At 59.2% G+C, this 19,693-nt stretch carries 22 protein-coding genes; 11 read left to right on the top strand and 11 right to left on the bottom strand.

The window, feature by feature from the left end:
- Positions 1-16: 16 nt before the first annotated feature.
- From rfbD to rfbB, 4 genes are read right to left on the bottom strand one after another with little or no spacing between them, the layout of a single operon-like run.
- The gene (rfbD, locus tag HWQ56_RS01715; RefSeq protein ID WP_158156196.1) at positions 17-892 is read right to left on the bottom strand and encodes a dTDP-4-dehydrorhamnose reductase; all 876 of its coding nucleotides are present in this window, start codon (positions 890-892) and stop codon (positions 17-19) included.
- Entirely contained in the window at positions 889-1,434 is a 546-nt protein-coding gene (gene rfbC, locus HWQ56_RS01720; RefSeq protein ID WP_176569640.1) for a dTDP-4-dehydrorhamnose 3,5-epimerase, read from the bottom strand. Before rfbC ends, rfbD begins: the two co-directional genes overlap by 4 nt.
- Positions 1,431-2,306 carry a glucose-1-phosphate thymidylyltransferase RfbA gene (rfbA, locus tag HWQ56_RS01725; protein ID WP_158156200.1) on the bottom strand — a complete coding sequence of 292 codons (876 nt, stop codon included), beginning with the start codon at positions 2,304-2,306 and terminating at the stop codon, positions 1,431-1,433. The genes rfbC and rfbA overlap by 4 nt, the downstream gene beginning before the upstream one ends.
- Positions 2,303-3,385 carry a dTDP-glucose 4,6-dehydratase gene (gene rfbB, locus HWQ56_RS01730; protein ID WP_158156202.1) on the bottom strand — a complete coding sequence of 361 codons (1,083 nt, stop codon included), beginning with the start codon at positions 3,383-3,385 and terminating at the stop codon, positions 2,303-2,305. Before rfbB ends, rfbA begins: the two co-directional genes overlap by 4 nt.
- A gap of 196 nt (positions 3,386-3,581) precedes the next feature.
- Between rfbB and HWQ56_RS01735 the strand changes: the two genes are divergently transcribed.
- The 5 genes from HWQ56_RS01735 (at position 3,582) to HWQ56_RS01755 (ending at position 10,586) form a co-directional block, all read left to right on the top strand.
- Positions 3,582-6,479, top strand: a complete 2,898-nt coding sequence (locus tag HWQ56_RS01735) for an aminotransferase (RefSeq protein WP_176569641.1) — start codon at positions 3,582-3,584, stop codon at positions 6,477-6,479.
- A gap of 197 nt (positions 6,480-6,676) precedes the next feature.
- Positions 6,677-7,555, top strand: a complete 879-nt coding sequence (gene aguB / locus HWQ56_RS01740) for an N-carbamoylputrescine amidase (RefSeq protein WP_176569642.1) — start codon at positions 6,677-6,679, stop codon at positions 7,553-7,555.
- 6 nt (positions 7,556-7,561) lie between these two features.
- Positions 7,562-8,668 (top strand): agmatine deiminase, encoded by a 1,107-nt coding sequence (gene aguA / locus HWQ56_RS01745; protein ID WP_158156208.1) that lies wholly within the window; start codon positions 7,562-7,564, stop codon positions 8,666-8,668.
- A 183-nt stretch (positions 8,669-8,851) separates the two neighbouring features.
- Positions 8,852-9,043, top strand: coding sequence for a hypothetical protein (locus HWQ56_RS01750; RefSeq protein ID WP_158156210.1), 192 nt, complete (start codon positions 8,852-8,854; stop codon positions 9,041-9,043).
- A gap of 265 nt (positions 9,044-9,308) precedes the next feature.
- Positions 9,309-10,586: an OprD family porin gene (locus tag HWQ56_RS01755; RefSeq protein ID WP_158156212.1), complete on the top strand. Its 1,278-nt coding sequence runs from the start codon at positions 9,309-9,311 to the stop codon at positions 10,584-10,586.
- A 38-nt stretch (positions 10,587-10,624) separates the two neighbouring features.
- Here the strand turns inward: HWQ56_RS01755 and HWQ56_RS01760 are convergent, their stop codons facing one another.
- On the bottom strand, positions 10,625-11,254 hold the full coding sequence (locus tag HWQ56_RS01760) for a CatB-related O-acetyltransferase (RefSeq protein ID WP_158156215.1): 630 nt from the start codon (positions 11,252-11,254) through the stop codon (positions 10,625-10,627).
- A 16-nt stretch (positions 11,255-11,270) separates the two neighbouring features.
- Positions 11,271-12,176 (bottom strand): glycosyltransferase family 2 protein, encoded by a 906-nt coding sequence (locus HWQ56_RS01765; RefSeq protein WP_158156217.1) that lies wholly within the window; start codon positions 12,174-12,176, stop codon positions 11,271-11,273.
- Between the two features lie 166 nt (positions 12,177-12,342).
- Here HWQ56_RS01765 and HWQ56_RS01770 point away from each other — a divergent pair, with 166 nt between their 5' ends.
- Complete coding sequence (locus tag HWQ56_RS01770; RefSeq protein ID WP_158156219.1) at positions 12,343-12,930, top strand: hypothetical protein; 588 nt, start codon at positions 12,343-12,345, stop codon at positions 12,928-12,930.
- A 93-nt stretch (positions 12,931-13,023) separates the two neighbouring features.
- Here the strand turns inward: HWQ56_RS01770 and HWQ56_RS01775 are convergent, their stop codons facing one another.
- Together HWQ56_RS01775 and HWQ56_RS01780 are read right to left on the bottom strand one after the other, a co-directional pair.
- Positions 13,024-13,467: a DUF3828 domain-containing protein gene (locus HWQ56_RS01775; RefSeq protein ID WP_158156221.1), complete on the bottom strand. Its 444-nt coding sequence runs from the start codon at positions 13,465-13,467 to the stop codon at positions 13,024-13,026.
- A 119-nt stretch (positions 13,468-13,586) separates the two neighbouring features.
- Positions 13,587-14,006: a PH domain-containing protein gene (locus tag HWQ56_RS01780; protein WP_158156223.1), complete on the bottom strand. Its 420-nt coding sequence runs from the start codon at positions 14,004-14,006 to the stop codon at positions 13,587-13,589.
- A gap of 236 nt (positions 14,007-14,242) precedes the next feature.
- Here HWQ56_RS01780 and HWQ56_RS01785 point away from each other — a divergent pair, with 236 nt between their 5' ends.
- Together HWQ56_RS01785 and HWQ56_RS01790 are read left to right on the top strand one after the other, a co-directional pair.
- Entirely contained in the window at positions 14,243-14,821 is a 579-nt protein-coding gene (locus tag HWQ56_RS01785; RefSeq protein ID WP_176569643.1) for a hypothetical protein, read from the top strand.
- A complete protein-coding gene (locus HWQ56_RS01790) occupies positions 14,818-15,216 on the top strand; it encodes a hypothetical protein (RefSeq protein WP_176569644.1) in 399 nt (132 codons plus the stop codon). The genes HWQ56_RS01785 and HWQ56_RS01790 overlap by 4 nt, the downstream gene beginning before the upstream one ends.
- A 357-nt stretch (positions 15,217-15,573) precedes the next feature.
- Here the strand turns inward: HWQ56_RS01790 and HWQ56_RS01795 are convergent, their stop codons facing one another.
- Positions 15,574-15,882, bottom strand: coding sequence for a hypothetical protein (locus HWQ56_RS01795; protein WP_176569645.1), 309 nt, complete (start codon positions 15,880-15,882; stop codon positions 15,574-15,576).
- A 194-nt stretch (positions 15,883-16,076) separates the two neighbouring features.
- Between HWQ56_RS01795 and HWQ56_RS01800 the strand changes: the two genes are divergently transcribed.
- From HWQ56_RS01800 to HWQ56_RS01810, 3 genes are all read left to right on the top strand, one after another.
- Positions 16,077-16,394: a helix-turn-helix domain-containing protein gene (locus HWQ56_RS01800; RefSeq protein ID WP_158156233.1), complete on the top strand. Its 318-nt coding sequence runs from the start codon at positions 16,077-16,079 to the stop codon at positions 16,392-16,394.
- A gap of 421 nt (positions 16,395-16,815) precedes the next feature.
- Complete coding sequence (locus HWQ56_RS01805) at positions 16,816-17,055, top strand: type II toxin-antitoxin system RelB/DinJ family antitoxin (RefSeq protein WP_176569646.1); 240 nt, start codon at positions 16,816-16,818, stop codon at positions 17,053-17,055.
- The gene (locus HWQ56_RS01810; protein WP_176569647.1) at positions 17,045-17,332 is read left to right on the top strand and encodes a type II toxin-antitoxin system RelE family toxin; all 288 of its coding nucleotides are present in this window, start codon (positions 17,045-17,047) and stop codon (positions 17,330-17,332) included. Before HWQ56_RS01805 ends, HWQ56_RS01810 begins: the two co-directional genes overlap by 11 nt.
- Before the next feature lie 488 nt (positions 17,333-17,820).
- On the opposite strand, the gene HWQ56_RS01815 is transcribed toward HWQ56_RS01810, so the two are convergent.
- Positions 17,821-18,522 carry an HNH endonuclease gene (locus tag HWQ56_RS01815; protein ID WP_176569648.1) on the bottom strand — a complete coding sequence of 234 codons (702 nt, stop codon included), beginning with the start codon at positions 18,520-18,522 and terminating at the stop codon, positions 17,821-17,823.
- Complete coding sequence (locus HWQ56_RS01820) at positions 18,515-19,624, bottom strand: ATP-binding protein (RefSeq protein WP_176569649.1); 1,110 nt, start codon at positions 19,622-19,624, stop codon at positions 18,515-18,517. Before HWQ56_RS01820 ends, HWQ56_RS01815 begins: the two co-directional genes overlap by 8 nt.
- Positions 19,625-19,693: the final 69 nt, after the last annotated feature.

Here is a 19,693-nt window from a genome sequence, read left to right on the forward strand (position 1 = left end):
TCCGGCGCATTATGCGTCATGCCAGGGGTGCCAGGCACTCGATCAACGCGTCTCGCCAGTTGGGCAGGTGTACGTTCCACTGCTGTTCCAGGCGGCTGCAATCCAGGCGCGAGTTCAGCGGGCGAACGGCCGGGGTCGGGTAGGCACTGGAAGGGATGGGCTCCAGCGTGGCGCAGGGTTTGTCCTGCGCCAGCAGGTGCTTGCCGATTTCCTGGGCAAAGCCGAACCACGAGGTTTCGCCCTTGGCGGTCAGGTGGTAGGTGCCCCAGGGCCCTGCCTGGCCAGCGAGCCAGTGCTCGACCAACGCCTGGGTGGTGCCGGCGATGGTACCCGCCCAGGTGGGCGCGCCGATCTGGTCGGCCACCACGCGCAATTCCGGCTTTTCCTGCAGCAGGCGCTGCATGGTCAGCAGGAAGTTGCGCCCGTGCAGGGAATATACCCAGCTGGTGCGCAGGATAAGGTGCTTGCCACCCACGGCTCGCACGGCTCGCTCGCCCTGCAACTTGCTGCGACCGTACACCCCGAGCGGGTTGGGTTCGTCATCCTCGTTGTAGGCACCCTCCTTGCGACCGTCGAACACGTAGTCAGTGGAGTAGTGGATCAGCGGGATGTCCAGCGCAGCCGCTTCCTCGGCAAAAATACCGGGGGCGATGCCGTTGATGGCAAATGCCAGGTCTTCCTCGGTTTCGGCCTGATCGACCGCCGTGTGGGCGGCGGCATTGATGATCAGGGTCGGGCGCAGCCTGCGCACCACCTCGCGGATGCCTTCGGGCTGCGCCAGGTCCAACTGGTCGCGGCCCAGCACATGCAGCTCGCCAAGGGCGCCCAGGCGTTGCTGCAGCTCGCGCGACACCTGGCCGAACTGGCCGCTGATGAGGATTTTCTGGCTCATGGGAACAGGTCAGCCTCTTGCAGGGATTTGCCTTGCTGGTCCTTGGCCGACAACTGGGGCGCTTCCTGCAGCTCCCAGTCGATGTTCAGTGTCTCGTCGTTCCAACGGATGCAGCGTTCGGCAGAAGGGGTGTAGTAGTCGGTAGTCTTGTACAGGAACTCAGCATAGTCGCTCAGCACCACAAAACCATGGGCAAAGCCCTTGGGCACCCAGAGTTGACGGCTGTTCTGCGCGCTGAGGCGCACCCCTACCCATTTGCCGAAGGTGGGCGAGCTGCGGCGGATATCCACGGCAATGTCCAGCACTTCCCCGGCGGTGACCCGCACCAGCTTGCCCTGGGCGTTTTCGATTTGATAATGCAGGCCGCGCAACACGCCCTTCTGCGAGCGTGAATGGTTGTCCTGGACGAACGCGTCGGTAATACCGGTAGCTTGTTCAAAAGCCTTGGCGTTGAAGCTTTCGTAGAAGAAACCACGTTCGTCACCAAATACCTTGGGCTCGATGATGAGCACTTCAGGTATTTCGCTGGCGATTACATTCATCGGGTTTCCCCCGCGATACTGAACAGGTATTGGCCATAGCCAGTCTTGCCAAAGGCCTTGGCGCGCACCAGCAATTGTTCCCGGTCGATCCAGCCATTCTGGTAGGCAATCTCTTCCAGGCAGGCAACCTTCAGGCCCTGGCGGTGCTCGATGGTCTGCACGTACTGGGAGGCTTCGAGCAGGCTGTCATGGGTGCCGGTGTCGAGCCAGGCGAAGCCGCGGCCGAAGCGCTCGACGTGCAGGTCGCCCCGCTCGAGGTAGGCATTGTTGACGTCGGTGATTTCGTACTCGCCACGGGCCGACGGCTTGACGTCCTTGGCGATCTGCACCACGTCGTTGTCGTAGAAATACAAACCGGTAACCGCGTAGCTGGACTTGGGCTCGGCAGGTTTTTCCTCGATGGACAATGCTTTGCCATTTTCGTCGAAGTCGATCACGCCGAAGCGTTCCGGGTCTTTGACCCAGTAGCCGAACACGGTAGCGCCCTTGGGCTGGCTGGCGGCCCGTTGCAGTTGCTCGCTGAAGTGCTGGCCATGGAAGATGTTGTCGCCCAGGATCAGGCACACCGGGTCGTTGCCGATGAACTCCTCGCCGATCAGGAATGCCTGGGCCAAGCCATCCGGGGAAGGCTGCTCGGCATAGCTGATATTCACCCCGAACTGGCTGCCGTCGCCCAGCAGCTGGCGGTACTGCGGCAGGTCGGCGGGGGTGGAGATCAATAGGATTTCACGGATGCCTGCCAGCATCAGCACCGAGACCGGGTAGTAGATCATCGGTTTGTCGTAGATGGGCAGCAGTTGCTTGGAAACCCCCAAGGTGATGGGGTGCAGACGCGTGCCGGAACCGCCGGCCAGTACGATACCCTTGCTCATGCGATCAGATCCTTTGGTTCGGTATTGCCCAGGCGTTCGCCCTGATAACTGCCATCCTGCACGCGCTGGCACCATTCCTGGTTGTCCAGGTACCACTGAACGGTCTTGCGCAGGCCGCTCTGGAAGGTTTCCGCCGGCACCCAGCCCAGTTCACGCTCGATCTTGCTGGCGTCGATGGCGTAGCGCAGGTCGTGGCCCGGGCGGTCCTTGACGAAGGTAATCAGCTCGGCATAAGTGCTGATGCCGGCAGGGTGCTGGGGTGCCAATTCGTCCAGCAGTGCGCAGATGCTGCGTACCACTTCGATGTTCTGCTGCTCGTTGTGGCCGCCGATGTTGTAGGTCTCACCTACCTGGCCTTCGGTCACCACCTTGAACAGGGCGCGGGCGTGGTCTTCCACGAACAGCCAGTCGCGTACCTGCTTGCCGTCGCCGTACACCGGCAGTGGCTTGCCTTTGAGGGCGTTGAGAATCACCAGCGGAATGAGTTTTTCCGGGAAGTGGAACGGCCCGTAGTTGTTCGAGCAGTTGGTGACCAGCACCGGCAACCCGTAGGTGCGTTGCCACGCGCGTACCAGGTGGTCGGACGCCGCCTTGCTGGCCGAGTACGGCGAGCTGGGCGCATACGGGGTGGTTTCGGTGAACAGGTCATCCACGCCGTGCAGGTCGCCATACACTTCGTCGGTGGAAATGTGGTGGAAGCGGAAGGCTTCCTTTTCCGCCGCGGGCAGCTTGGCCCAGTAGGCACGCGTGGCCTCCAGCAGGCTGTAGGTGCCGACGATGTTGGTCTGGATGAAGTCGGACGGCCCGTCAATGGACCGGTCTACATGGGATTCGGCTGCCAGGTGCATGATGGCATGGGGTTCGAACCGCTCCAGGATGGCGCTGACCTTGGCCTGGTCGACGATATCTGCCTGGACGAACTCGTAGCGGCTGTTGCTGGCGATGCTGGTCAGCGATTCCAGGTTGCCTGCATAGGTCAGCTTGTCGAGGTTGAGCACCTCATGCTCGGTGTTTTCAATCAAATGGCGAACGAGGGCAGAGCCAATGAAGCCGGCACCTCCGGTGATCAGAATTCGCATGTCGATTTGCCTTCTTCCATAAACTGACAGTGAGCGGTTGGAGCATAGCTTGTGGGTAAGTATTGCCCTGGCGCAAGCTCGATTCTTTGACAAACAGTCACAAAAAAACACGAAGCGATAAATCTTGGTCATCGACTTGCGCAACTTGCGGGTCGATGGCGATATATGGCAGCAAAAACCACAAGAGATTGCCGCAATGTCGCTCGCCACATTGATTCACAGGTCGTGCCAGCCCAGCCCTGCCGTGAGTATTGCCCAAGCGCAGGCATTGGTGCAGGTTCACTACGGTCTGCGCGGGACATTGACGCCCTTGGGTAGCCAGCAGGACCTCAACTTTCTGCTCGATACCGGTGATCGACGCTTCGTGCTCAAGATCTGCCATGGCGAATACGCCACCCCTGAGCTTCAGGCCCAGCATGCAGCGCTCGGACACTTACGGGCCAAGGGGCTGCCAGCCCCGGATGTGCGGGTGGCATGCAGCGGCGCGGACCTGTTGAGCGACACCGTCGACGGACAGGCTATCAAGTTACGCCTGCTCGATTACATCGAGGGCCAGCCTCTGACCCGTGTACTTCATTTTAGTGCCCCCATGCTGGCGAATATGGGCCGGCTTTGCGCGGAGGTCGATGATGCCCTGGCCGACTTCGACCACCCGGGCCTCGACCGGGTGCTCCAGTGGGACCCACGCCATGCCCACGCGATGGTAGCCCAGCTGTTGCCGGTACTCGCCGACGCAGAGCGGCGCAGCCAGGTCGCCGACGCCGCCGCTCAAGCCCTGGAGCGCTTGGCGGCCGTGGCGCACGACTTGCCCAGCCAGGCGGTGCACCTGGATATCACCGATGACAACAGCGTATGGCATCGCGATGCGCAGCGTCGCTGGCAGCTCAATGGCCTGATCGACTTCGGCGACCTGGTTCGCACGTGGCGCGTGGCCGACCTCAGCGTGACCTGCGCGGCATTGCTGCACCACGTCGGTGGCGACCCTTTCGCCATCTTGCCGGCCATCAGCGCCTATCACGCCCGCAATCCCCTGGCCCGCGCCGAGGCGCTGGCCCTTTGGCCATTGGTGGTCGCAAGGGCCGCGGTGCTGGTGCTCAGCAGCGAGCAGCAACTGAGCGTGGCGCCTGGCAATGATTACATCGGCGATAACATCGCCCACGAGTGGCAGATATTCGACGTGGCAACCTGCGTGCCGCTCGACCTGATGGAGGCCGCCATCCTGCAAGCTGTGGGCCAGCCGCTGCAGCCTGTGGATCTGGCCGGTTGCCTGCCCTTGTTGCCGGACCTGGACGCCACTGCGTTTCAGACGGTCGACCTTGGCGTGTTGAGTGAACACTTCATCGATGGCAACTGGCAGCAGCCCGGTATCGATGAGCGCTTGCTTGGCGCCCACGCCCAGGGCAGCTCGCTGTACGGTCAGTACCGGCTGTCGCGCACGCGCATCGACTGCGCCACGGAACCCGAAACCTGTGCCCTGCATGTCGAATTGAGCGTGCCGGCCGGCGCACGGGTGCAGGCGCCGTTCCCCGGTGTGCTGCGTCGCACCGCCGATGCCGGGCTGTGGTTGGTGGGTGACGGGGTCAGCCTGCACCTGTGGGGCGTGGAAAGCGAACTGGCCGCCGACACACCGCTGGCGGCCGGCCAGGGCCTGGGCACCAGCAGTGGCGCCTTGCTGGTACAGCTATGCCGTGCCGAGGAAATCAGCCCGCCGTTATTCGCTTCGCCTTCCAGGTCGGCCGCGTGGCTGGCGCTGTGCCCCTCGCCGCGGCCCTTGTTGGGGTTCGATTGCGATGCGCCCGCGCTGGCTGATCCCCAGGCTTTGCTGGCGCGCCGTGAAGCCAGTTTCGCCCGCTCCCAGAAGCACTATTATGAGGCGCCGCCCCAGGTCGAGCGTGGCTGGCGCAACCATTTGATCGACATGCAGGGCCGTTCCTACCTGGACATGCTCAACAATGTCGCCGTACTGGGCCACGGCCACCCGCGCATGGCCGCCGTGGCAGCGCGGCAGTGGTCGCTGCTCAACACCAACTCCCGGTTTCATTACGCGGGTATCGTCGAATTTTCCGAGCGCCTGCTGGCGCTGGCCCCGCCGGGGTTCGACCGGGTGTTCCTGGTCAACAGCGGCACCGAGGCCAACGACCTGGCCATTCGCCTGGCCTGGGCGGCCAGCGGCGGGCGCGACATGCTCAGCGTGCTCGAGGCTTACCATGGCTGGTCGGTAGCCACCGATGCCATTTCCACGTCCATCGCCGACAACCCGCAAGCCCTGAGCACCCGCCCGGACTGGGTGCACCCGGTCACGGCGCCCAATACCTACCGCGGCGCCTTCCGTGGCCCGGACAGCGCCGCAGGCTATGTGCGTGATGTCGAACAAACGCTGGCGAGCCTCGTCGCGCAGCATCGCCAGGTAGCGGGCTTCATCTGCGAGCCGGTCTACGGCAACGCCGGTGGGATCGCGCTGCCGCCCGGCTACCTGGAACAGGTATACGCCAGGGTCCGTGCCCTGGGGGGTGTGTGCATCGCCGATGAAGTGCAGGTGGGCTACGGCCGTCTGGGTGAGTATTTCTGGGGGTTCGAAGAGCAGGGCGTGGTGCCCGATATCATCACCATGGCCAAGGGCATGGGCAACGGCCAGCCACTGGGCGCGGTCATCACCCGCCGCGAAATTGCCGAGGCGCTCGAGGCCGAGGGCTATTTCTTTTCCTCGGCCGGTGGCAGCCCGGTCAGCTGCCAGGTAGGCATGGCGGTGCTGGACGTGATGGACGAAGAGCGGTTGTGGGACAACGCCCGCGAGGTGGGCGGGCATTTCAAGGCTCGCCTGCAGGCATTGGCCGCCCGGCACCCGCTGGTGGGTGCGGTGCACGGGTCCGGCTTTTACCTGGGCCTGGAACTGGTGCGCAACCGCGATACCCTGGAGCCGGCCACGGAAGAAACCGCGCTGCTGTGCCAGCGGCTGCGTGAGTTGGGTATCTTCATGCAGCCGACGGGGGATTACCTCAACATTCTCAAGATCAAGCCGCCGATGGTCACCACGCGCCAGAGCGTGGACTTCTTTGTCGACTGCGTGGACAAGGTGCTCTGCGAAGATATCTAAAGCAGATTATTATCGGTTAAATGCTCGCTCGGCAGGCGCTAGCCTGTCAGCGATTTTCTAGCTGTGCCAATGCCATTGCTCAGGAATACAGCGGCGCTATCTTTCGTTCAGGGCGTGCCTCCGCTTCCAAGGCAGATAAATATCGGCTATAAAGCATTCCGGATATTTATCGGTCTTTCTTGCTGAGGAGATTGTTCATGAGCCGTATCGTCACCGTCGCCGCCACCCAGATGGCCTGTTCGTGGGATCGTCAAGCCAACCTGGCCACCGCCGAAAAACTGGTGCGCGAGGCTGCGGCCAAAGGCGCGCAGATCATCCTGATCCAGGAGCTGTTCGAAACCCCGTACTTCTGCCAGAAGCCGAACCCGGACTATCTGCAGCTGGCCACGCCTACCGAAACGAACGCGGCCATCGAGCATTTCCAGGCGATCGCCCGTGAATTGCAGGTGGTGCTGCCCATCAGCTACTTCGAACTGGCAGGCCGGGCACGCTTCAACAGCATCGCCATCATCGACGCGGATGGCCGCAACCTGGGCGTCTACCGCAAGAGCCATATCCCTGACGGCCCCGGTTACCATGAAAAGTATTACTTCAACCCCGGCGATACCGGCTTCAAGGTATGGCAAACCCGCTACGCGAAAATCGGCGTGGGTATCTGCTGGGATCAGTGGTTCCCCGAATGCGCCCGCAGCATGGCGCTGCAAGGCGCGGAAATACTCTTCTACCCGACTGCCATCGGCAGCGAGCCCCATGACCAGACCATCAGCTCGCGCGACCACTGGCAGCGCGTGCAGCAAGGCCATGCCGGCGCCAACCTGATGCCGCTGGTGGCCAGCAACCGTATCGGCAACGAGGCGCAGGCCGGCTACGACATTACCTTCTATGGCAGCTCTTTCATCGCCAACCAATTCGGGGAAAAGGTCCAGGAGCTGAACCGGACCGAAGAAGGCGTGCTGGTGCACAGCTTCGACCTGGACGCACTGGAGCATACCCGCAGCGCCTGGGGCACCTTCCGTGACCGTCGCCCGAACCTGTATGGTGCCCTTAAAACTCTCGATGGTTCCCTGGAGTCCTGAACAACCATGACCACTTTGACAACTACCCCACGCGCCGACGGCTTTCACATGCCCGCCGAATGGGCCCCGCAGACCCAAGTGTGGCTGGTGTGGCCAGAGCGCCCCGACAACTGGCGCCTGGGCGGCAAGCCCGTGCAGGCCGACCACGTGACATTGGCCAAGGCCATCGCGCGTTTCCAGCCGGTCACCGTCGCCGTGTCAGCTGCCCAATACGACAACGCCCGCGCCCGCCTGGACGCACCGAACATCCGTGTGGTGGAAATCAGCAATGACGATGCCTGGGTGCGCGATACCGGGCCTACCTTCGTCATCAACGACCAAGGTGAAGTGCGGGGCGTGGACTGGGGCTTCAACGCCTGGGGTGGCTTCGACGGCGGCCTGTATGCGCCGTGGAACCGTGACGAGCAACTGGCCAGCAAGGTGCTGGAAATAGAGCGTTGCGCCCGTTACCACACGGAAGGTTTCGTGCTGGAAGGTGGCTCTATCCATGTCGACGGTGAAGGGACCCTGGTGACCACCGAAGAGTGCCTGCTCAACCGCAACCGCAATCCGCACCTGACGCGCGAGCAGATCGAAGCGGTATTGAGCGACCACCTGGCCGTGGACAAGATCATCTGGCTGCCTGATGGCCTGTACAACGACGAAACCGACGGCCATGTCGACAATTTCTGCTGTTACGTGCGCCCAGGCGAAGTGTTACTGGCCTGGACCGATGATTCCAAAGACCCCAACTACGCTCGCTGCCGGGCCGCACTTGCGGTGTTGGAGGCGACCCAGGATGCACGTGGTCGCACCATTGTAGTGCACAAGATGCCCATTCCTGGGCCTTTGTATGCAACCGAAGACGAATGCGCAGGCGTGGATCTGGTGGCTGGCAGCCAGGAGCGAAACCCCTCCGTGCGCCTGGCAGGCTCGTACGTAAACTTCCTGATCGTGAACGGCGGCATCATCGCGCCGAGCTTCAACGACCCGAAAGATGCCGAAGCCAAGGCAATTTTGCAGGGTATTTTCCCCGATCATGAAGTGATCATGATTCCTGGCCGGGAGATGCTTTTGGGTGGTGGCAATATCCATTGCCTGACACAACAGCAGCCGGCCCCTGTGAAGGCCTGATCGCAGTGTCAAATGAAGAACCCGTCAGCTGACGGGTTTTTTGTACCGGTTCGGACATCTTGCTATCCCGTGGCACAGGTTTTGTATCGTAATCAGTGGCTTAAATGGCCGTACGTGTCTGTCGTACTGTCATAAAGCGTGGGTAACTTTGCCGCTCACGAAACCGGGAAAACAGGTGTCGCCATGAACGTAATGAGTGAGCCGGCTTCGCATCCATCTGCCGAGACCCTGCAGCGGTTGGCGCAATGGTTGAAATGCAATGGCAGTATCAAGGTCCAGAAGCATGACCCAGTTCAGGTGCTTGCCGAGCGCTACCCCGCGGGGTTGCTCACGCAGGCAGAGCTTGAAGCCTTGCTGGGTTCGTTCCACCACTAGCAGCGGTCACGACGCCGCGTCCCAGAGGCATGGAGCCTCCCTTCTGCTCAAATCCCTTCCTGCGCACTTTTGGTTATAAGCTGCGAACACCTTGTAAATTGACACCCAAGCCGGGCCGCCGCTAGGATTCCGCCCAACGCCTGTGGCTATCCGCCACCTGTCCAGTATTCGAGAAGGCCCGCGTTGCAATTCTGCACGCGGGCCTTTGCGTTTAACGTCGGGGAAACGGCTGGGCGGCGTCTTAACCAGCAATAAGGAAAACAAGATGTTGAATAACCGTATCGGTCTGATCGCCCTGGGCTTGATGAGCGCCACCCAAGCCTTCGCCAGCGACCAAGACGATGCCAAGGGCTTTGTCGAAGACAGCCACCTGTCGGTGCTGGCGCGCAACGCCTACATCAATCGCGACTACAAAGACGGCAACAAGGACAAGGCTGAATGGGGCCAGGCCTTCATCGGCACCTTCACCTCTGGCTTCACCCAAGGCACCGTGGGCGTGGGCGTCGATGCCTTCGGCCTGTACGCCAAGAACCTGGACCAGAACACCAGCCGCAGCGGCGCCGGTGGCATCGACTTCTTCCGCCGTGGCGATAGTGGGGAGCCTGCAAGCGACCTGGCCCGCGCTGGCGCGGCGGTCAAGTTCCGCTTCTCCAACACCGTGCTCAAGTACGGTGACCAGATGCCCTCGCTGCCTGTGCTGAGCTACGACAACAGCCGCCTGTTGCCGGAAAGCTACACCGGTACCCTGATCACCTCCAAAGAGATCAAGGGCCTGGAGCTGAACGTGGGTCACTTCACCGAAGAAGCGCAGAAGAGCGCCGAAGGTCGTGACAGCGGCGAACTGAAAAGCCTGAACGTGTATGGCGGCAGCTACGCCTTCAACGACCAGTTCAAGGCGTCGCTGTACGGCACCACCATCGAAAACGTCGGCAAGAAGCAATACCTGGGCGCGACCTACGTATTGCCGCTGCAGAAAGACCAGTCGCTGACGTTTGATTTCAACGGTTACAAGACCGAACTGGACCAGAAGCAGGTCACCAAGGCTGAGCTCGATGGCAGCAGCAACACCATCTGGAGCCTGGCGGCTACCTACGCCGTGGGCCCGCACTCGTTCATGGTCGCGCACCAGCGCAGCACCGGCAGCACCGGCTACAACTACGGTGGCTACCAGCGTGGCGGCGGCGTGGGTGACGGTGGTACCTCCATCTACCTGACCAACTCCTACTGGTCGGACTTCAACGGTCAGGATGAGCGCTCCTGGCAACTGGCCTACGGCCTGGACTTCGGTGCCTATGGCATCCCTGGCCTGACCTACAAGGTGGCGTACGTGCGGGGTGACAACATCACCGCAGGCGACGAAACCGGCGGTACCGAGCGCGAAATCTTCAACCAGTTCCAGTACGTGGTTCAGCAAGGTCCGGTCAAGGACCTGACCGTGCGCCTGCGCAGCTCCATCCTGCGTGTGTCTGACAACGTCAGCGCTTACAACGTCAGCGGTAACGAAGTACGCGTATTCGTCGACTACCCGATCAACATTTTCTGATCCGGTTGTCCTACGCGTGATGCCAGCAAGCCCCGCACTCAGCGGGGCTTGCTGTTTCTGGCTTCGGCCAGCGCCAGGAAGGCTTCGATGTCATTACTGCACAAGTGCCGCGCCGCGGCCTTCACTTCCTCGTAGGGCCAGTCCCACCAGGCGCTGGCCAGCAGGCGCTCGCGCACGTCTTCCTCGAACCGCCAGCGGATGAAGCGGCACGGGTTGCCACCCACTACCGCATAAGGCGGTACATCGCGGGTAACCACTGCGCCCGCGCCAACCACGGCGCCATGGCCGATGGTCACGCCGGAAAGAATCATTACCCCGCGGCAAATCCAGCAATCGCTGCCGATGACCACGTCGCCCTTGGTGGGTTTGTAGTCGCCAGCGTCTTCCAGCCCATCGACGAAGGCCGGGAAGGGGAAGCACGTGACCCAGTCGGTGCGGTGGCCACCGCCCAACAGCACTGTTACCTCTTCGGCGATGGACGAGTAGGCGCCCACCCTGAACGTGGTGTCATCACCGAACTCGACCACCTCAGGTTTACCGTAGCTGGCCGCGCCGATTTCATACTTTGGGTAGCGCAACTGCAACTTCGCCTGGCCGCGCTGCAGTTTTTCCAAGGTGCGCACTTGCTTGAGCTGTTTTCTTGTTCTGAGCTTTTCGAACAGGTTCATCGTTGTCTCATTCGGATCAGCGTGGGTTGCGGTGGCTCAGCAGTAGGCTCTTGAGCCGCCGCAACGTCACCGCGTTCCAATAGCGCAGCGGAATGGAACGCAACAGGCGCCATGCCTCTTTCTTGTCCGCCTTCACCGCGTATTTCAACGCCTTGTTGATAGTGACTGCCCGCCCCAGTGGGTAGCCCGGGTGTGCCTGGTATGGCGCCAGGGCCAACAAGTCGGCCTCCAGCAGCGTGCGGTAGCGCCGCGACAGGTTCTGCGGGTGGCGGCGGTAGCGAGTCACGTGCACGGGCAACTGGTGTACCTCGTAGCCGTGGCTGGCGACGCGCAGGGTAATCTGCAGGTCCTGCACCTTGATGGCCGGGTCGTAGAAGCCGGCTTTCTGCAGCGCGGCCATGCGGTAGAGGGATACCGGCGCGCCCATCACGATGGCGCCGCTGATGATCTCGTCCAGCTTCAGGCAACGCAGGCCGCGTACGCGTTGCTGCTTGATATCGTTGCCGTCGCGGTCCATGTAGATGATCAGCGCGCCCACGCAGCCCACGTTCGGGTGCTTGTCCAGGTATTCGGCGCGTACCCGCACCGACTCGGGCAGCATGATGTCGTCCAGGTCGGGGGTTGCCACGTACACCCCACGGGCATGGCGCAGGCCATGGTTCAGCGCGGCGCTGACGCCCTGGTTGGGCTGGGTGTAGAGCTGGAAATCATAGGTCTGCTGCAAGGCCGTGAGCATCTGTACGCTGTTGTCGGTGGAACCGTCGTCAACGATGATCACTTCGAAATTGGGGTAATCCTGGGCAAAAATGCTGCGCAGCGAGCTTTCCAGGTATTTTTCCGCGTTGTAACAAGGCGCCACGATGCTGACCAAGGGGGCGCTTGGCCGGGGGGATAAATCCTGGGCGGTCGATGGGGCGGTCATGGTTACCGGTATTCCTTCAAGCCCGTGGCACGCGCCTTTGGGCCGCCCGGGTTGTATCTATCTGAACAAGGATGCTCGCGCAACGCCATTAGGTTACGACAGCCAGGTTTCGTTCCGCGAGCCTTGGGTTACTATCGGCGGATATTTACTACAGGACGTTGCTGTCATGCCGCGAATCCTCGCTTGCTGGCCCACCCGCCTGTCGGCTGCCACCGGCTTGCTATTGGCAGCTGCTATCAGCGTCGGCGCACCAGACGTCGTTACCCTCAGCGCGGCAGAACAACAAAGGGTAGACGGCCTGATCAAAAACAGTGGTCGGGCAGAATATCAGAATGTGATGTTCGGTTTCGGTGTGATGCCAGGGGTGGCGGACGTCTACCAGGGCAATGCTACCGATGATGGCGTGCTGATTCCCCTGGGCGGGGACCGCGAGATCGCCGTCAACGCCAGCTACGACGCCGCGGAACTTGGCAGCACCAAGGCACTGATGGACAGCGAGCTATCGGACGTGGACCCCGCCAGTGTGCAGCGCCAGCCCGTGGTGCTGGATTCGCAGCCTGCCGAGCAGGCGCAATGGAAGGATGGCAGTTACCTGCACCGCGCCATCGTCGAATACCGCAGCACTGGCGCCGACTCTGGCATCAACTACACCCTGTGGCTGCAGACCGATGCCACGAACCAGCAGGCCGACGAACAGGCCTTCGATGCCGTGGTGAAGTCTTTCAAGCACTACCAGGTCGACGATCAGCACTGAGTGTTGGCTGGCTTCAGGCGGAGTGCCTGGGGCCGCGCGGTGGCTTGGACGCGGCCGGGTCCGCTGCTACGGGGCGTTGAGGCCCTATTGGGGTTATTGCTCGGTCGGTACCACTTCTACCGCGGTGATCTTCCAGGCGTCCTTGTCCTTGCCCAAGGTCACCTTCAAGACCTGGCTGTTGTCCTGAGTCGTGCCCAGCACCACGTTTTCCTGGGCGGTAGCGCCCTTGGTCGCGGTTTCGGTGACCTGGATGTGGGTCAGCCAGCTGTCGTCGATGTCCTGGGACTTGATGAAGTAGTCCTCATCCAGCCCGTCCTCGCTCTTGGCCTGCTTGTCGATGGCCTTGATCAGGCTGTCGGCCACGTACTGCTGCATTTGCTGCGGATTGTCATTCAAGGGCACCTTGTCATCGTTCAGGCGCTTGAGGTACCAGGCGTAGAACGCCTGGGTGGTTTGCTGGGCGGAAGGCGCATCGGCCGCCGCGATGGAAAGATGAAAACCAGCCAATACACACAACAGGGAAAGCAGACGCTTCATGATCAGTTACCCGATAAATGGACAGGGTTTGACGCAGCAAGGCGCGATAGACGGCGTTCATAGTACAGAGAGCAGGCAGGGTACGACCAGTTGCACGTCCACCGCCGCGCCACGGCGCCTCAGCGCACCGGGTTGCTGACCCCCTCGATCTGGCGCTTCACCTGCAGCGGGTCATCGATGCCCTTGAGCACAAGGTCACTGATCCCGCGCCCGGTGATGCGCACCGTACCGAAGCCCAGCAAGCGCCCCATCACACTCTGGTCCAGGTCCACCGTCTCGATGGACGATAGCTTCATTTCCTCGGTGGTACGGCTGATGATGCCGCGCTTGTGGATAACCCGTTTGTTGGTCACCCCGTTCTCCTGGCAGCGCAGGCTCAGCCACTTGTAGATGGCCACTGGCGACAGAATGCCCACGGTCACCACCGCCAGCAGCACCCACAGCCACACATGTACCCAGTTCAGCCAATGCAGCTTGAACACGGCCTCGATCTGTTCGCCGGCGGAAAGGGAGCTCTGGATGTAGGATTTGCTTGCCACGGGGTAGGCCTCTTGCGGTTGGTGGGCGGGACTTTAGCACTGTCCGGCCAGGCATGAAGCCTCATGGCCGCCCCGAACCCGCCCACGACCCAAACCCAAGCTTGGGAAATTTCCTACAGCTATCAATACCACCCCCGCCGAACATCCCTTCCAGCGGACCCAAGTCCGTACAGGCGTCGCCCAACACCTGGGGCCAGGCGCAACTCCACAACCGTGCAATTCCCTGGGAGTACCGGATGAAAATCACCTTCGACCTGACCTTGACCCCACAGGAAACGGCCGAAATCGGCCAGATCATCGGCTGCCTGCCCGCCGACGTTCCCGCAGCCCTCGGCAACTATGGCAAAGCCGCACTGCGCGAATACCTGGCCATGATGCGCGGCCAAAAAGCCCTCAAGCGCGGCACCGATATCCACGAATACCGCCTGTTCCTGCTGGTGGACACGGTATTCGCCGGTCAGATCCCGGACGAGCAGACCATCAGCAAGATCTTCCAGACCACCGCCACCGAAAGCCGCGGCCTGCTGCGCTCCATCATTTCCAAATACCAATACCTGCTGCGCGACGCCATCGACCAGACCCTCAAGGACGTACTTCAAGGCGCCACCGCCGAAACCGCCAACGGGCCCTTCCTGGTCACCATGAACAGCGTCAACGTCATCGAAGAACTCAACAAGAAACTGGCCGCCATTGACGGCACACTCCCCTCCATCGCCAAAAAGCGCGGCAGCGTGGCCACCTACGAGATCCTCAAGTCCTCCTACGAACAGCTTTGCGCACAACTGGGCGCCACCCCTGCGGTGTACGTGCCATGACCGGCGACGACATCTCGGCCGCCAGCCTGCTGATGGCGGTGGTGGCGATCCTCTACGGCGCCTGGTACCAGGAAATCAGCTGCGCGGCCCAGGTCGCCGTCCCCCAGCATGACAAACACAACGCCCTGGCCCAGGTAGAGCCAGCCTTCTTCGCCCGCTGCCTGCCGCTGGCGTGCATGGCCGCGATGGTGGTGCTCGTGTTTCTGCCGACGACTGTGGGGATCGTCGGCCATAGCATCACTGTGCTCGAACAGCATGGCGCGCAGGCTTACACCCAATACAATTCGGCCCGCACTGCGTTCTGCCTGGTAGTCGGTGTGGGTCTTGCCATTGCCGGTCATCTTTGGCGGATGGCTTGGAGGTTGGCGTGTCTGCGGCGAAGGTTGAAGACGTGACATGGTGCTCGGTCAGTGCAGGGCCAGGCGAACGCAGGAATCACCTTACCCCGGTCCACCAGGCACTCCTCCGGCACTGTGGGACCGGGCGCAAGCTCGGGAAGCAAACGGCGCGGTCTCGCGACCATCCTGCAACGCCCTCAAATCCCAGCAAGGAAACGGCAGAAGAAACTGACAATAAAACCATGTGCATCAGCAAGTTATACATATGAATAACTTGTCTTTGCACTCGGTTTCACAGGCACTCGCGCTGTGTATAAAATTATCCACAGCGCGAAGCATGAACTTATCCACATCATTCTGGGCCGCCCCCAGTACCTGTGAAATCGCAAGTTATCCACAGTCATCCGGGGACCGTCAAAAGGATTCCCGAGCATCTTCAACGGCGACCCACAGCTGCTGCCGTAAAGGCTCAATCAAGCATCTGACCTGATCAGCATCCAGCCGATCAGTATGCGCAGCGTCCAGAAGCGTTGCCATCAACGTCATCCCATCATGGACATCTGCAGCGCTCTGCACAGCTCCCCTTAGCCCTTCCAACGAGATCTGCAAAATCCCATGCATCGCCTGCCATTCCTTCAGCACCTCAACGTCCACCGGCTCGCCAGAAACGATGAACCGTTGAAGCTCATATTGAAAATTCCGCACGTACTTCTCGACATTCACAGCAGCTAATCCTTGCGAAAGCCCAGCATGACCCCGCCGCGCTCCTCGTCCTAACAGCTTCAATCGCAGCCGTCCCTTTTGGCCGCGCAGGAGTGCCCCAGTAAAGAAAGCACAGATTCAGCCGAATACTAAGTAAGTCTTAGTACATGGTCAACGTGAATCTAAGAATCTCTTAGCCTTTTAGTGGCTAAAAAATGAGCACGTTCAGCAAGCGGTTGAAGGAAGCCAGGAAGGCGGCCGGGATCTCACAGCAGCAACTGGGGATTGAGGCGGGGATCGAGCCTGCGTCGGCCAGTGCACGGATGAACCAGTACGAGAAGGACAAGCATGCGCCGAACCCGGCTACGGTTTTGCAGATTGCTCAGGTGCTGAAGCTGCCTGCTGCTTACTTCTACAGCGAGGATGATGATGAGGCGCGGTTGCTGGTGGCGTTTCATCGGCTATCGCGGGAGGAGAGGGCGCGGGTGATGGCGGTGGTTGTGGGTGGTCTGGATTCGCGCTGTACTTCATGAGTTAGGGGCGCAGGTAAGCGGAGGTCCAAGTAAGGTCGTAAGACGTTGCTTGGACTAGTGCCTCCAGAAAGCCGGAGTCGGCGCCTATCTGAATCTTGGGATCTGGCGCCACCTCACCGTCCAGTCTGTGTTGCCCAATTTGGCGGTCCGAAAAGCCTGCTCGTTGGCGAGAGATTTCAGCCCCCGGCGAGCCTTAAGGTCATCGCTCATGCCCAATGCAAATTGCTGACCGCTGACGAAGGTCAGGTCCAACATGGTGCATAGCCCGCCTTTACAGCCCGCAGGCGGGGCGTTCATCGACGTAGGCAGATGCAGCACCTCAGCTCTGTGAATTGTGTAAAAAACAACCGTTTGCAGGCTTGCCCAAACGCGGTTTTTGCTTCAGTGTAATGACGATTGTCTTTACATTGAGGTCCGTCCCATGGCATCTATCAATATCCGGATTGACGACGACTTGAAAGCTCGTGCTTACCAAGAGCTGGAAAGACTCGGCGTCACCCCTTCTGAACTGATGCGCCAAGCTTTGCAGTACGTAGCGGAGCGTGGCCAGCTACCCTTCAAGCCTGTCCTGATGACCGAGGACGATGAAGCCATGATCGCGACGGTCCGCGAGCGGCTGGCTGATCCCCAACGGGTCAAGGTTTCATTAGATGACCTATAGCCTCGAATTCGATGCGCGTGCGCTAAAGGAGTGGCAAAAATTGGGAGATACCGTGCGCCAGCAACTCAAGAAGAAGCTGGCTACGGTCCTGGTCAATCCGCGCATTGAAGCCAACCGTCTGCATGCATTGCGTGATTGCTACAAGATCAAAATGCGCAGCAGCGGCTATCGGTTGGTTTATCAGGTGATCGACCATGAGGTCGTGGTGTTTGTAGTGTCGGTGGATAAGCGCGAGCGGGAATTGGTCTATCGCAAGGCGGCCGAGAGGTTAGGTTAGCAACTAACTGGCGTGTGGGTGAAAAAAGCCGCTCGAGCCGGACCGTGTGAAAATTTGAGGATGTTTTGGAATTTGGGCTCCATGGCAGCCGCTGGAACGCTGTGGCGGCACCAGACGAACGGTTGTTGGCTGTGAGGCCCCAATTTTGGCGGGACTGGAATTTCGTGGATTTTTCGACGTACCTCAAAGGGTATCTACAAAAAAATCAGCTAGTTATGGATTTCTGTGGAATCGAATCGGGCATTTTGGGGCTCTATCGATTGCTGCTATACAATAGGACCTCTGCTGCTGAAGAAATTTTGAATGCTTCAGTGAGATCTGAGATCACCGGTTTCGAATACTAGCCAGGGAGAGGCACAAATTGTCTTGAAACAGCCTCTTACAGACGACCGCTATCGACCCATAACGGTCGTTCGCGGTGGACCGCAATCGGCCAAAGCGAGCGCTCAAAAATATTCACTAAGGGCGTTTAACTGCCCTATGTTTATCTAAATTTTCGAGTACAGCACTTTTGTTATTTGCTCAAGCGCGAGGCTGGCGGCATCGGGGTTGTTGCTGATATAGTTTTCCAATGATGTAATTGCTTTCGATATTTCTGGGCAAGTCTTTTCTTTTAAGAAGAAATTGGATACTTTGCCAAGAAGGTTTTTACAAATAATCTTACCTTCCTTGGTTTTTCCAATAAATACTCTAACGTCAACCTTGTTAGTTCCTATCCTGATCATTTCAATGTGTTCATGGTAGCTATGATAGCGGGGATGGAAACAATCGAATTTATTCCTCCTGTATGACTGCTTCACGCTCGCTAGCTTGAACCAGTCGTCTGCGCTTTTCAATGCGTTACAGGTCGCGCAGGATAAGGCTAAATTATCAAAGGAGAATGCAAAATAGGGGTAGTGCTTGATGGGTAATATATGCTCAATGTTAGAATTTATGTGATGATAAATTTTGTCTTGGCAATAGCAGCACAACTGATTTTGTCGAGTCGCGAGATATTCACGGAGCTTTCTGTGAAGATAGGCTCCTTTATCTGTATTGTAGAATTTCGCCCAGATATTTTTATCCGGCGGAAAATTCCTCCTTACCCCTCTGTAGAACAGTAAGATTTGCTGGTAGGCAGCGGCGCGGTCGGGTGCATGAGCAGCTCTCGGGTAAATCTGCATCAAGAAACAGGTGATATCACTATCCATGGGAAGCCACCCTTTGCAGGATGGTGTCAATAGCGATCTTGAAATCCTCTACAGACTTACGCAGTTCCGCTCTTTCACCAGCCATGGCAGCAGCTGATACGGTGTGCTCCTCCAGGAGAGTTAATGCATTTTTTACTTCCTGTATGCTGTGAATCTCGGTGTTGGCATGCTCCAATGCCATATTGAGAACCGTCGCATATTTTTCGTAGATCGCTTTGTTATTCGGGGTGACAGTATGAAATTCCTCGAAGATAAGGTTTTCTACATTGCTGGAAATTTCTTCGATTTTTTGAATCTTAGACTCACCAGCCATGTTATAGCAGGCAGAGCCCAGCTTCAGGGCGCTCGCAATTATGACCGGCGAATGAGTGGCAACGGTGAATTTGCAATCGAGCACGTTGGCGACGATCTGTTGCATAGTCTTAGGCCATGCCAATTGCCACTCAAGATGTAGACTTATCTCTGGTTCATCAATATAGAAGTGTGTATTCGGCGCACAATGAGACAAGATTTTCAACCCCGTCGACACCATGTTCTGCTCTCCAGAGCTAAACAAGGAAAACGGTAGGACCTCGTCGTCCTTTCTGAGCATGAGTTCGAATGGCTTGAGCGGGTGATCCAGAATTGCGCGATTTCTTTCTACGAAACCAAGGTCCAGTGGTGCTTTGACGAAGGTCCCGGCCAATTGCGAGTGATTATCGTTTTTTCGTTTCTTTACCTCGCGTGGTCCTATCCATACCTCGCTTTTAAATCCTATGTCTTGAAGTAGCCCCTTCAATACAGAATCTCTTTGTTTTTCTAGACAGATGACGTAGTTCAGTACTGCATTCGCAGCCAGTGTATTCATATGGACGCCATTGCCTACGGTGCGATTGCCAAGGTAGGTATAGCTGCCGCCCCCTTTTCTATCTTTCTTCTTGCTGCCCCATTTGAATCTGTCGCTTAAACCAGAGGAAATGACCACGACATTAGTATGTTCACTTGTGTTTTGTGCGTTTTTCTCGAGCGCGATGCTCTTTCCGATGCCGTTGTTGCCGATAATGTATGTGAATTGTTCTGACGAGGGCAGGGCCCTTTCGGTGCTGGTGGACTTAACGTTCAACTTGTGGCTCTGCGGTTGATAAGTTGCGGTTTGGGGAGGTATCACAGCGATACACTAGGGAAAAAAAGC

Source organism: Pseudomonas eucalypticola (assembly GCF_013374995.1).
Classification (GTDB): Bacteria; Pseudomonadota; Gammaproteobacteria; order Pseudomonadales; family Pseudomonadaceae; genus Aquipseudomonas; species Aquipseudomonas eucalypticola.

Excerpts from the sequence above, each read along its gene's own strand:
- rfbD (WP_158156196.1), bottom strand. The coding sequence starts at position 892 with ATGAGCCAGAAAATCCTCATCAGCGGCCAGTTCGGCCAGGTGTCGCGC.
- rfbC (WP_176569640.1), bottom strand. The coding sequence starts at position 1,434 with ATGAATGTAATCGCCAGCGAAATACCTGAAGTGCTCATCATCGAGCCC.
- rfbA (WP_158156200.1), bottom strand. The coding sequence starts at position 2,306 with ATGAGCAAGGGTATCGTACTGGCCGGCGGTTCCGGCACGCGTCTGCAC.
- rfbB (WP_158156202.1), bottom strand. The coding sequence starts at position 3,385 with ATGCGAATTCTGATCACCGGAGGTGCCGGCTTCATTGGCTCTGCCCTC.
- HWQ56_RS01735 (WP_176569641.1), top strand. The coding sequence starts at position 3,582 with ATGTCGCTCGCCACATTGATTCACAGGTCGTGCCAGCCCAGCCCTGCC.
- aguB (WP_176569642.1), top strand. The coding sequence starts at position 6,677 with ATGAGCCGTATCGTCACCGTCGCCGCCACCCAGATGGCCTGTTCGTGG.
- aguA (WP_158156208.1), top strand. The coding sequence starts at position 7,562 with ATGACCACTTTGACAACTACCCCACGCGCCGACGGCTTTCACATGCCC.
- HWQ56_RS01750 (WP_158156210.1), top strand. The coding sequence starts at position 8,852 with ATGAACGTAATGAGTGAGCCGGCTTCGCATCCATCTGCCGAGACCCTG.
- HWQ56_RS01755 (WP_158156212.1), top strand. The coding sequence starts at position 9,309 with ATGTTGAATAACCGTATCGGTCTGATCGCCCTGGGCTTGATGAGCGCC.
- HWQ56_RS01760 (WP_158156215.1), bottom strand. The coding sequence starts at position 11,254 with ATGAACCTGTTCGAAAAGCTCAGAACAAGAAAACAGCTCAAGCAAGTG.
- HWQ56_RS01765 (WP_158156217.1), bottom strand. The coding sequence starts at position 12,176 with ATGACCGCCCCATCGACCGCCCAGGATTTATCCCCCCGGCCAAGCGCC.
- HWQ56_RS01770 (WP_158156219.1), top strand. The coding sequence starts at position 12,343 with ATGCCGCGAATCCTCGCTTGCTGGCCCACCCGCCTGTCGGCTGCCACC.
- HWQ56_RS01775 (WP_158156221.1), bottom strand. The coding sequence starts at position 13,467 with ATGAAGCGTCTGCTTTCCCTGTTGTGTGTATTGGCTGGTTTTCATCTT.
- HWQ56_RS01785 (WP_176569643.1), top strand. The coding sequence starts at position 14,243 with ATGAAAATCACCTTCGACCTGACCTTGACCCCACAGGAAACGGCCGAA.
- HWQ56_RS01790 (WP_176569644.1), top strand. The coding sequence starts at position 14,818 with ATGACCGGCGACGACATCTCGGCCGCCAGCCTGCTGATGGCGGTGGTG.
- HWQ56_RS01800 (WP_158156233.1), top strand. The coding sequence starts at position 16,077 with ATGAGCACGTTCAGCAAGCGGTTGAAGGAAGCCAGGAAGGCGGCCGGG.
- HWQ56_RS01805 (WP_176569646.1), top strand. The coding sequence starts at position 16,816 with ATGGCATCTATCAATATCCGGATTGACGACGACTTGAAAGCTCGTGCT.
- HWQ56_RS01810 (WP_176569647.1), top strand. The coding sequence starts at position 17,045 with ATGACCTATAGCCTCGAATTCGATGCGCGTGCGCTAAAGGAGTGGCAA.
- HWQ56_RS01815 (WP_176569648.1), bottom strand. The coding sequence starts at position 18,522 with ATGGATAGTGATATCACCTGTTTCTTGATGCAGATTTACCCGAGAGCT.